We start from the raw sequence: 12,091 nt of genomic DNA on the forward strand, positions 1-12,091 counted from the left end.
TGTATATCATAGACAGGATATCATTTTCTTCAAGACCCCGCAGACGCCCGCGTTTTGACCCTGCCGCGCGCCGTTCGCGCGCTGACTGGGGCGTCAGAGACCCGCGACAGCAGGGCGCTCGCGGGCTCATCCGCAGGATCTTGCGGGACGAGGCGGCCTTCGAAGGCGGCCTTGAGGATGGATTGCTTGAGCCGGGCGGCGTCGGCGGCTTCGGCGTCGAGCAGGGCGAGGGTATCCGCAGAGGCAGCTAAGGCATCCGAGACGCGGCGGAGAATTTCAGCAGCCTCGGCGGGAGGCGGAACTGGGACTGGCAACAGGCTGATCTTCGACAAACTAATTGAAGCGAGATTGGTCGTTTGCTTGCCTTCTGTGATGAAGAATTTCCGTCCCATCTCATTTGCGTAGTGCGACACAAAGAAGGGATTGAGGGAGCTTGACCGCAGTCGAACTCGAAAGACGTGGTTTTGATGAATCATGTCTGGAATTGCGTCGTCCCAAACCCAGCCCCTCCCAATCTTGTCCCGATCGCCTCCCTCATTAAGCAATAGGTCACCTCGAACAAGCCGCAACTTCTCCAAAGTTGCTTGCTCAACTGTGATAGATTTTACCTCCGAGAGATCGATGTATCCACGCTGTACGTTGGCGACACGCAGGTATGGAATTGTGACAGGGGTTAATGGCTTTCGTTTTTTGTCGACCGTTGCACCGCCGACGATTTCACCGATCTGAGCCAAGGTCGTCCAGGCCCAACCGTCAGGGAGTGCCGGTAAGGTCGCGATATCGGCAAGCGAAACAGCGCCATCAGTCTTTCGGCGGCTAGTGGAGAGCTTCCCCGTACTCTTCGCTGCAAGGCGAGCGAGAACATCATGACCGGTTTCACTGATTGAATTCGCTGCGCGCCAATCCTTGGTCAGTTCGCCCGTGACGGCCGCTTTCAGCAATGCGCGACGGAAAATTTCAAGGCCTTTGCGCGCTTCCGCCAACGCTACTTCACCCTCGGCGATCTCGGCGAATAGCGCATCTAGCTGTCCCACGATGCGGCGTTGTTCCGCAGGCGGGGCGAGCGGAATGAACAGATTCTCAACGAATGTCCGGGGCAATTCCTGCTGGTTCGTGGAGCCGACGTGCCCATCGACCACTAGATGCTGCACCCGCGACGTCTCGATAAAATACCCTAGATAACTGGGATCGATCGAGCGTGGGCGAACGATGGTCACGTGAGAGTCGACGGTCAGCTCAGGGACGGTCCCGTCGTAGACGGTTGCACGTCCGATGGTGCCGGTGCCAGTGGAGTTCCATAGCAGGTCACCAGCTCTGATACGGAGTTCAGGCGCCAAACGATCGAATGCATCACGAGCGGTGAACTTGAAATGCTTCTGTTCGAGCCTATGCCATCGAATGCACTTCTGATTGACGACGGGCACTCCGCCGCTCTGAACGTAAGTCGGCCCGCGCCCTCGTCCAATAAAGCTACAAAGTGATCTAAGAGGAGCCCAGCACCAACCCTGCGGCAATAGCACCTCGTCGACCGGCCCCGGACTTGCTTGCATCACTGCTCGATCTATCACGCTACCAACACATCCGTCAGTTCATCTAACAACGCCGGCAGCCGCACGCCGAACAACGCCCGCGCTCGCACGATGCCACCGCGCGCGGAAAATTCCGGTGCGTCCATCATGTCCTCGGCGCGGATTTCGATGTTGACCGCAAGATGGTCGCGAATGGCCATCAACCAGTTCCTCTGCTCGTCGCTATAGCCACGCCCGGCCTTTTCCTCGCGCCCCAGCCAGAGATTAAAGCGTCCGGCGACGAGCGATGACAACGGCTCCAGCTGCTCGCTATCTCCGATCGCATAGCGCACCAGCATGACGATGTCCGCCAGCGTACCGGCGGGATTGCCGCGCACCTTGTCGGAGGCCAGCCGCTTATAGGCGCGCCAGATGTCGGGAGGTTCCAGGAGCCAGGGTGGACGTCTCAACGCCTCCCTCAAATCATCCACGGCCTCGTAGGTCAATCGCCGCTGTGCATAAGGCAGGCGGTAGAGAATCTGAAGCGCGGTGAGTTCGTCGCGGCGCTCCTCCAGGAACCGCTTGAACCGCGCAACGGTATCGGTCGCCTTCTTCTCGTCCCAGCCGGACGACACCACGGCATCGGTCGAAACCGTATCGATGCGGATGTCGGCGGCGGCTTTGACCTCCTTGAGCAATCGCCGCAGGGCGGGATCGTCGAAAACGGTCGCGGCTTCATCCTTGGCGGCTTCGCGCGCCTTCTTCTGCTCCGGCTCAGGGGCATCCTTGGGGATGCGCGCCGCCAGCACATCCGGATCGATGGCGTTGAGGAGGCGTGCGGCGAGGCCGCCGAGATCGATACCGCCCGAGGCCTTGGTGATGGAGGCGCGGTCCTTGTCGCTGATGCGCCGATCGAGCGCAGCCAGGCGTCCGGCCAACGTTGCAAAGGCATCGTCGTCGCGCCGCCCGGCGGCGATGTCGTCGATCAGCCGGTCGAAGGACACGGCGCGCTGGCGCTCCAGCGGCTGGGATACCGTCTTGAGGCTTTCGGTGACGCCGACAGCATCGATCAGCACGAAGCGCGTCTTGGCCTCGGCATCCGGCGTGACCTCACGCAGTTTTTCGATCGAGATCGTCCGCGCGCCGCGGCCCTTCATCTGTTCGAAATAGAGTTCCGACTTGACGTCGCGCAGGAAGATCACGACCTCCAGCGGCTTCACGTCGGTGCCGGTCGCGATCATGTCCACCGTGACGGCGATGCGTGGATTGTAGTCGTTGCGGAACGCGCGGATCAGCCCCTCCGGATCGCCGCCATCGGTCTTGTAGGTGATCTTCTTGGCGAAATCGTTGCCCTTGCCGAAGACCTCGCGGACGAGATTGGTGATCTCCTCGGCATGGTGATCGTCCTTAGCGAAGATCAGGGTTTTGGGCACCTCGCTGCGTCCCGGGAAAAGTTCGGTGAAAAGCGTATCCCTGTACGACTCCAGCACAGTCCTGATCTGGTTCGGCACAAGCACCGACCGATCAATCTGGTCGGGCGTATAAGTAAAGTCCGCATCCAGCTTTTCATAGCGTTCCGCGCGCGTGCGCTTGTCGCGAACAGGCAAATCATAGCCGGCCTTTACAGTGCTGCCGCGCTCGCCGATCTCGGTGCGGATGCGGAAGATCTCGAAGCCGACGTTGACGCCGTCCACGACGGAGCGCTCATAAGGATATTGCGCGACGAGGTTCTTGCCGAAGAAGCCAAGCGTGTGGAGCGACGGCGTCGCGGTGAGGCCGACGATGAAGGCGTCGAAATAGTCGAGCACCTGACGCCAAGTGCCGTAAATCGAGCGGTGGCATTCATCGGTGATGATGAGGTCAAAACTCTCGATCGGAATCGACGGATTGTAGACGACGAGCCGCTCGACTTCGCTGCGCGAGGCTTCGAAGGATGAGGCCTCCTCCTCGTCCTCAGACAATTCCCTGCCCGTCAAAACAGAATAGACGCGCTGGATGGTCGCAATGACCACTTCGGCGTCCTTGTCGAGGCCGGCGGCGCCGAGCTTCTGCACGTTGTAGATTTCAGAGAACGACCTGCCGGTACCTGGCGGCCGATAGGCCAGATATTCGTCGCGGGTCTGGCGCACGAGATTGGCACGGTCGGCAAGGAAGAGAATGCGCTTGAAGCCGGCATGTGCCAGCAGGCGATAACTCAGCGTACAGGCTGTGAACGTCTTGCCGGCGCCGGTGGCCATCTGCACCAGAGCCCGAAGCCGGTTCTGCTTCATCGAGCTTTCGAGCGCGGAGACGGCATCGATCTGGCAGGCGCGCAGACCGTCGGTGACGACGGCCGGCATCGTCTGGAGCCTTCCGCGCAGCGTGAGCGGTTGCTTCAGCCAGAGTTCGAGGGTCTCCGGCCGGTGGAAGGAGAACAGGCGCCGCGACGCCGGATCAGGATCGGCGTGGTCACGGAAGATCGTCTCGGTCCCAGACGTCACATATTCGAACCGGACCTGCCCCTCCTCCCGCACGAGGTGTTTTGGGGCGCCGGCAATGTACCGGGAAGCCTGCTCCGAAAATCCGGACAGGGTCACTCCCTCCGGCTTCGCCTCGATGACCCCACACAGCTTGCGGCCGACAAACAGGGCGTAATCGACCGGGCCGGAATCGGTTTGGAATTCGCGGATGGCCACACCGGCCCCGGCGCCGAGGTTCATGTCCTCCTTGGACTGGATGATCCACCCGGAAGCGGCCAATTGCCGGTCGATCAGCGACCGCGCCTTGTCCTCGGGGTGGAAGGCGAATTCGTTCATCAGCAACTTTTAGGCGAACCGGCGCCCGGCCGGAAGCCCCTACAAAAAGACCCCAGCTTTCGCCGGGGTCTTCGAATTGGGTGCAGGGCGGGGATTTGAACCCCCTGACGTGGTCTCTCAGCGTCCGTGGTCCCCTCGGGAGAACCCGTTGGCTAGCGTGATTTGAGTCACCGACTGGCCCTGCAGCGCCACGTCCAAATTCAAGCTAACTTCAACGAACATTTTCATGCGCATCTCCATGGCCAGATCAAAATCGCAGGACAAGCCCGTGAACAACCACGCCGCCGTGGGGAAAACCCAGAAAACCAAAGACTTCAGTACTGAGCTGTCTTCGCCGTCAATATAGCCGTGAATGGACGCATCGCAACGAATTGGATCTATTTTTTGAGGTCGAGGCCTCACTACACCCCCCGCTTCGGCCCGATCGCCTCGAAGCCGGCCTTCTGCTCGTCGCTCAAGTCCGCCTCGAAATCGTCGAGCGCGTCGGTGACGCCGGTCACCGCCTGCAGCATCGTCGCCAGCCGTGCCTTCACGGCGGCGAGGCGGGCGAGCGGGGTCGCGGCGGCCTCCGCAGGGCAGGCGCTCAGCGTCTCCATGGTGCGCAGCGTGGTGTCCTGGAGCACCTCGAGGCGGGCGCGGGCGGTCTCGTCCAGACGAAGCGTGGCGGCGATGTCGCTCGCGGGCCATTGCTGCTGCACGAGCTGCTCATATTGGCGCTGCGCCTTCTCGTCATAGCGTGGATCGTAGTCCGGCCGGCAAGCAGCAGTGGCCTGCGCGTCCTTGGGCTGGCGAGACGCCAGCGCTGCGCGACGATCATTGGCGAGAGCATTGAGCCTGGCCTTCTGGTCGTCGTTGAGGAGACCAGCAAACTTCGCGAGCGGCGCTTCGATCGCATCCGTCGCCTTGATCATGGCCGCGATGCGCTCGCGCATCAGGCCGAGGCGCTCCAATGCGGTCGCGGGCGCCTGCGCCGGACAGGCGGCGCGGATGGTGTCGCGCGCTGCATTCCAGGCGGCGGCGAGTTCGTCGAGCGCTGCGCGCTGCAGCTCATTGGGTGCTACGACCGCGGCGATGCGATCGACGGGCAATCCGCCGGTGTCGCTGGCATCGCAAATCATCTCGGTCGAGGGGATCCTTCGCGCGCGCCGGCCCTGCTGCGCAGTGTAGGCGGCAAGCTCGGTGGCCGCATAGGGTGAGAAGATCGCGGCATAGATGTCGCCATAGCCGTAGAGCGAGAGGCTGGTGGTGTCGGCGAAGATGACCGCATTGGCGAGATCGTCATGTGCGAACGGCCAGAATACCGGGCCGGCCCAGCCATAGCTGCCGTCGGGGTGACGCCACCAGCCCTGCGGGCTGCGCCCACCGTGCCAGCCCGACAGCGCGGCTTGCGCCGTGAGCGCGGCACGCAGGATGTAGGGATTGGCGGGCTGGCCGCGCTCGGCGCCGCGCGGATCTTGCGACCGCAACGCAGCGGAACGGTAGCCGCCGCCCCGCACCGCCATGCGGGCATGGCGCAGGCGCGACAGGCCAATCACGTGACCAACGGCGAAACGGGCGACACCGAGCGGGCCGCCGCGCAGCCCGAATTGCGCCTGCGCCGTATTCGGCAGCAGCACTGCCGCAATCAGAAGGGTCGCGCCAGCGAGCACCAGTCCCATGCGTCCCGACATGACCGCCGATTTGGCCACTTCCTGGCCCTCCTCCCGCATGACGCGCGCACTGCGCCTCACCCACAATGACGCGCAGGGGAACCAAATGTTCCGGAGGTGGACGCGCAAAGCGTCGCGGGGAGCCGCGCTAACCTCGCCCCGCTTGCGGGGAGAGGTCGGATTGCATCGAGGATGCATGTGAGGGGGTACAGGTCTCTCGACAATCGCCCGTGTGGAGAGAGGCCCCTCACCCCAACCCTCTCAGGGCGAGCGTAGCTCGTCCCGCCCCCGTAAGAACGGGGAGAGGGAGAGGAGAGACCGCGCTCACCGCGGCGCCTTCGGCAGCACGAATGTCTGGCCAGGGTAGATCAAATTGGGATTGTGGATCTTGTCGCGGTTGGCGTTGAAGATCACCGCGTAGCGGGCGCCGTCGCCATAGGCGAGCCGGCTCAGCGCCCACAGGCTGTCGCCGCGGGAGATCACCCGGCTGCCGCCCGCTTCAGTCGGTGTGGCGCTGAGGGCGTCGGCCGGCGAGGCCGATGCGACCGTCGTGGCCGCCGGCGCGCGTGCCATGCTCCTTGGCTTGCCGGCTCCCATCATCCTGGGCCGAACCGAGGACGGCGTTGAAGCGAGGCGCGGAGCGGCCGACGGCAGCGACGCTACGACATCCGACTTGTCGTCGGGCTTCTCGGCCTGCTTCGCAACCGGCGCGGGGCGCGCGGGCGGCGGTGCGGCCTCCGCAATGACCACCGGCATGGTCCGGCTGGACTGCGTGACGGTGCCATCGGGCGCCCTGGCGCGCAGAGTCAGCTCGTAGCTGCCGGCGGGAAGCTGCGGTGGCGTCATGACGAACTGGCCCGACGCATCCGCCGTGACCGAATGAAGCGGCTGGCCGTCGCGCAGCAGCTCGACCTTTGACCCCGGCGCGGCCTGGCCCGCGATCACCGCCGCCTCGCCATGATCGTCGATGCGGGCGACGTCGAACCGGGGCCCGGCGTCGGTCGCGGCCGGCGGCGGCTTGACCGGCGCGAGATCGGCGAGCGCGGCCGTGACCTGCTTCTGGGTTTCGGTCACCGGCTTCGGCGCTGCGGCCGGCGCGGGCTGTGCTGCGGCGAGCTTCGGTTCTTCGGGCTTCGGCTCTGCCTTGGTTGCGGCCTTGGGCTCGGACTTGGGCTCAGCCTTGGGCTCGGGCTTGACGGCGATCTCGGTGCCCGCTCCGCCCGGCAACAGCCGGCGTAGCTCGGCGGGACCGATCACAAGGACGGTGCCAACCAATGCGAGCAGGCAGAACGCAATGAGGGCCTTGGTTGCGGTCATCATCAGAGGTCGAACCCTTGCAGGCAAATCAGCCGATGACCGCAAAGTGCGCCGATTTGGTTTCGGCAGCAAGTCGCTCAAAGGGATGATCGCCCATCGTTCCCGCACGCCGCGGATGAACCGGCGCGGCCCCTTCGGCGTCAAATGAGCGAGGCCGCGCAGCGGCTATTTTTCAAGGATTTTTCCATGACCGCATCCTTTCGCACCGCGCCATGGCTGGCGCTCGCCCTGATGCTCGCCGCCGCCCCCGCACTCGCGGCTTCCGGCCCGCCGCCGGGCTACATCCTCACCGACAATGCCGACCTTGCCTTCACCTCGCCCGACGGCGCCACCAAGCTCGAGCAGTACATGAAGGACAGTGAAGACCTTTTCGAGGTCAAATGGCAGGTCTGGGCGCGGCGCGGCAACCAGATGACGGAGCTGAAGCCCGAGCAGGGCTATGGCGCCGGCTTCCGCTTCACCAGCGACTCGCAATGGCTGGTGCGCATGCAGAAGACTGGCTCGGGCTCGCAGGACCTCTTTCTCTACCATGTCGAGAACGGCGCCTTCGTGAACGCAACGAAGAAGTCGCTCAGCGATCTCGCCTGGGCCTATTTCCACAGCCGGCCCGACACCAAGAACATGAAGCTCGACTACCACATCTCGGCCAATCTGATGAAGGGCACCGAGGATGCCTATCGCTGGCTCGGCGTCGACTGGCCCAACAACCGCTACCTTGTGATCTCGCTGTCGGGCGCGATGGACAAGCATCCGAAGAATGTCGCTGTGAAGGGATTGGGGGACTGGAAATGCCGCTATGACCTCAAGACCGGCAAGTTCGACGTCCCGGCGATGTTCGCCAAGGACAATGCGGAAGCGCTGAACTGGGAGATCAAGCGGTGAGGCGACTTGAATCGTAGGGTGGGTTAGCTGGCGGCTGCGCGAAGCGCAGTCCGCTGGCGTAACCCACCACTGTTCGCGTCCGCGGGAACAGAAGAGGTGGATTACGCTGCGCTAATCCACCCTACAGACTACGACATGGAACCAACCCCCTGATTCCACTCCGATTCATATTTTCCTAACCGTCCATGGTAACGGGGTCTTGTCGGTTTTGCTGCATCTTGCATCCCACGGGAGGGCTGGATGGGCACATCGATCCGATGGACCGCGCGGATGCGCGCGCTGCTGCGCCGTTGGTGCGGGGCGCCGCTGACATGGCTGATCGCCGGCGGCTTCGTGCTGATGCTTGCGACCGCCATCGGCACCGCGCTCACCGTCGACCGCTTCCGGCAGAACGCGATCGAGAGCGGTCGCGATAGCCTCGAGAGCGCGGTGCGGCTACTCACCCGGCACTACGACCGTGAGTTCGCGGATTTCGCCGTGTTCCAGAAGAGCGTCATCGCCGAGCTCGAGAGCCATGGCATCGAGTCCGCCGACCTGTTCCGCAGCCAGATGAGCACGCTCGCCGTGCACGAAGCGCTGCGCGCAAAGGCCAGCGGCTGGACCGACGTCGCCGGCGCCAATGTGTTCGATTCCGAGGGTGTGCTGATCAATTCGTCGCGGCGCTGGCCGGTCACCGACGTCTCGGTCGCCGACCGCGGCTATTTCAATCGGCTCAAGAACGATCCGATCGCGCAGGAAGAGATCGAGGTCGTTCCCGGTCGGCTCGGCAACGGCCCTGCCATCGTGTTCGCGCGGCGCGTCTCCGGGCCGCACGGCGAGTTCCTCGGCATCGTCTCGCGTGCGATCGCACCGGAACAGATCGAATCTTTCTTCGCCTCGACGGGCCTCGGCGAGGATTCCTCGATCGCGATGCACCACCAGAACGGCCAGCTGCTCGCGCGCATCCCGCATGTCGATGCCATGATCGGGCAGAATTTCCGCCAGGGCACGCCGGAGCAGATGGCGGTGTTCGAGCGCACCTTCGTGACGACGCAGCTCGCGAGCCCGATCGACGGCAAGGACCGCATCGTTGCCTCGCGCCTCCTGACAGGCGAGCCGTTGGTCGTAGTCGCGACCAGATCGCTGGACGCGACGCTCGCCACCTGGCGCACGCAGACGAAATTCTTCGTCACCGTCGCCGTGCTGTCGATCGCCCTGCTCGTGCTGACGCTGTTCCTGATCTTCCGCCAGGTGACGCGCCGGCTCTCGCTCGAGAAGCAGCGGCTCGACACCGCGATGAACACGATGACGCAGGGCCTCCTGATGTTCGACCAGGACGAGCGGCTGATCGTCTGCAACCGGCGCTACATCGAGATGTACGGCCTCTCGGCCGACATCGTGAAGCCCGGCGCCTATTTCCGCGACGTGATCCAGCACCGCCACGACACCGGCTCCTTCGACGGCAACGTCGATGCCTATTGCGACGGCATCCTGGGCAGCGTCGACCAGACGCACAGCACGATCGTGGAGACGGGTGACGGCCGCCTGATCGAGATCAAGAACCAGCCCGGCACCGCCGGCGGCTGGCTCGCCACTCATGACGACGTCACCGAGCGCATCCGCGCCGACGAACGCATCGCGCATATGGCGCATTACGATGCGCTGACCGATCTGCCCAACCGCGTGCTGATGCGCAGCCATCTTGAGCGCCGCGTCGCCGAGCTTGACCAAGGCAGGCCGTTCGCGATCCTCTATATCGACGTCGACGAGTTCAAAGGCGTCAACGATTCGCTCGGACACGAGGTCGGCGACGAGCTGCTGCGACAGGTCGCGAACCGCCTGCGCGCCTGCGTCAGCGGCAACGACCTCGTCGCGCGGCTCGGCGGCGACGAATTCGCCATCGTCAAGGCCGGCACAAGCGATCAGGCCGAGTTGATGGCGCTGGCGGACACGATCCTCAAGACGCTGCGTGCGCCGGTGAGCTGCAAGGGCCAGGAGATTGCGACCGATGCTAGCATCGGCATCGCGATCGCGCCGGACCACGGCGGCAATCTCGACGATTTGCTCAAGCGCGCCGACCTCGCGATGTACGCTGCGAAATCGGAAGGGCGCGGCACTTTCCGCATCTTCGTGCCCGAATACGACGCCAAGGCGCGGCAGCGCCGCCAGCTCGAGCTCGATTTGCGCCAGGCGCTCGCGCGCGGCGAGTTCGAGGTGCACTACCAGCCGCTGGTCGACCTCGCCGCCAATGTCGTCACCGGCTGCGAGGCGCTCTTGCGCTGGCGCCATCCCGAACGCGGCATGGTCTCGCCGGCGGATTTCATCCCGGTCGCGGAAGACACCGGCCTGATCGGCGAGATCGGCGAATGGGTGCTGAAGCAGGCCTGCCTTGAGGCTGCGAGCTGGCCCGGCAATATCCACATTGCCGTCAACGTCTCGCCGGTGCAATTCCGGTCGCGGTCACTGGCCTTGAAAGTGGCCGCCGCGCTCGCGGAGTCAGGCCTCGCACCCGGACGGCTCGAGCTCGAGATCACCGAGACCGTGCTGATCCGCGACGACGAGGAGGCGCTGACGATCCTGCAGCAGCTGCGCGAGCTCGGCGTGCGCATCGCGCTCGACGATTTCGGCACCGGCTATTCCTCGCTGAGCTATCTGCACCGCTTCCCCTTCGACAAGATCAAGATCGACCGCAGCTTCATCAGCGACATCGGCCAGTCCGAAGATTCCTCGCCGATCGTGCAGGCCGTGGTCCACATGGCCGCCGCCCGCCACATGGCGACGACGGCCGAAGGCGTCGAGACCGAGGCGCAGCGCGAGGTGCTGCGGCAGCTCGGATGCAGCCAGATGCAGGGCTGGCTGTTCAGCCCGGCCGTGCCGGCGGCGAAGCTGAAGCAGCTGCTGTCGGCGCAGAAGGCGGCGTAGCGGGCCCTACTTATCCCCGCCGCCTCCATCAGCGATGCCCGCAACGCCTTTAGGAGATGGGCCTGAGCTGTCGATCTTCGCTTGGTGGCTTTCGGGAGGAACTCTTTGGGTCAAAAGATGCCGCCAGGCCTGCGATGAGTGCGATAGCAACTGCGTCGGCGTGTCGCTAAACGGAAAGGCCGCGACCTGAAATTCGTCTTCGTACAGAATGTACAGCTCCTCGAGCCGCTTGAAGTCACGAGGCAGGCTCATCACGCAAGTCGCCGCCGGCTGCGGGCCGGGCAGGACAATGGTCAATGGTGTGTGCGTGGCCGGAACCACAATTCGCCAAACTCGCCGGGACGTCCGCAGGTGCGTGCGATGGAATGCAGGCGTTTGCGCGCTGTATCAGTGAACCACCATCGCGCAGGCATCTGATCGGCCTTCCGCAATTCAAACGCGAGAAAACTTGGTTCGCGGCGCCTGCATCGCGTCGGGAGAGCTAACACTCGCGAAGCTGCGCAGGCGTCACCTGTTACCGCAGCTTCCCTTTCGGACAATGGTGCGAGCGGCAATTTCAAGCTCCAAATTAGCGGCTGACCTCTCGAGTAAGTGTGCGCCCGTAGGTCGGCTTGGGGGCTCCAGAGCAGTACAGGTGAGTCATGCTTGTCCGGGGATGGCGACAATTGTGTTCCCTGTGGGGTGAGCACCCGCGCATCAGTGTGCGCACGTGGCTCACGGCGGACCACAAACCCTGTTCGTCAAATGAGTATCCTCTTGATCCGCTCACGTCCCCAATCGTCATGGGTTGGATGAAGAGCAGTTTGCATCCGCCCGCGGACGATTGGCACGGCGTCAAGATTGTTTCGCTCTTCAAAACAGCGAGCAGACTTGATGGAGAGACGATGCCGTAAGCCCGTCGTGCCCGGGATCTGCGAGTTTGGAGTTGACCGTGAGGCTCGCGGAGCGCCGAGACGGCGACGGAACTATCACTACTCCGCTGTAATTAGAACGGAGATGACGGCAATTTGGTATGTAACCTTTGCAGTTCGCAGACATG

The 12,091-nt window shown here is 63.7% G+C and carries 7 protein-coding genes; 2 read left to right on the plus strand and 5 right to left on the minus strand.

The window, feature by feature from the left end; genetic code table 11:
* Positions 1-29: 29 nt before the first annotated feature.
* The 4 genes from JQ635_RS35170 to JQ635_RS35185 all read right to left on the minus strand — a co-directional run bounded on the left by JQ635_RS35170 (position 30) and on the right by JQ635_RS35185 (position 7,272).
* Complete coding sequence (locus JQ635_RS35170) at positions 30-1,424, minus strand: restriction endonuclease subunit S (protein ID WP_211414352.1); 1,395 nt, start codon at positions 1,422-1,424, stop codon at positions 30-32.
* Positions 1,425-1,564: 140 nt separating this feature from the next.
* The gene (locus JQ635_RS35175) at positions 1,565-4,303 is read right to left on the minus strand and encodes a DEAD/DEAH box helicase family protein (protein WP_211414353.1); all 2,739 of its coding nucleotides are present in this window, start codon (positions 4,301-4,303) and stop codon (positions 1,565-1,567) included.
* A 401-nt stretch (positions 4,304-4,704) separates the two neighbouring features.
* Positions 4,705-5,973, minus strand: a complete 1,269-nt coding sequence (locus JQ635_RS35180; protein WP_211414385.1) for a Spy/CpxP family protein refolding chaperone — start codon at positions 5,971-5,973, stop codon at positions 4,705-4,707.
* A gap of 303 nt (positions 5,974-6,276) precedes the next feature.
* Positions 6,277-7,272, minus strand: a complete 996-nt coding sequence (locus JQ635_RS35185; RefSeq protein ID WP_211414354.1) for a LysM peptidoglycan-binding domain-containing protein — start codon at positions 7,270-7,272, stop codon at positions 6,277-6,279.
* A gap of 183 nt (positions 7,273-7,455) precedes the next feature.
* On the opposite strand from JQ635_RS35185, the gene JQ635_RS35190 reads away from it, so the two are divergent.
* Together JQ635_RS35190 and JQ635_RS35195 are read left to right on the plus strand one after the other, a co-directional pair.
* Positions 7,456-8,151 (plus strand): hypothetical protein, encoded by a 696-nt coding sequence (locus JQ635_RS35190; RefSeq protein WP_211414355.1) that lies wholly within the window; start codon positions 7,456-7,458, stop codon positions 8,149-8,151.
* Positions 8,152-8,391: 240 nt separating this feature from the next.
* Positions 8,392-11,052, plus strand: coding sequence for a bifunctional diguanylate cyclase/phosphodiesterase (locus JQ635_RS35195; protein ID WP_211414356.1), 2,661 nt, complete (start codon positions 8,392-8,394; stop codon positions 11,050-11,052).
* A gap of 6 nt (positions 11,053-11,058) precedes the next feature.
* On the opposite strand, the gene JQ635_RS35200 is transcribed toward JQ635_RS35195, so the two are convergent.
* Positions 11,059-11,349 carry a hypothetical protein gene (locus JQ635_RS35200; RefSeq protein ID WP_211414357.1) on the minus strand — a complete coding sequence of 97 codons (291 nt, stop codon included), beginning with the start codon at positions 11,347-11,349 and terminating at the stop codon, positions 11,059-11,061.
* Between the last annotated feature and the right edge of the window lie 742 nt (positions 11,350-12,091).

The organism is Bradyrhizobium iriomotense (assembly GCF_018130765.1).
Classification (GTDB): Bacteria; Pseudomonadota; Alphaproteobacteria; order Rhizobiales; family Xanthobacteraceae; genus Bradyrhizobium; species Bradyrhizobium iriomotense_A.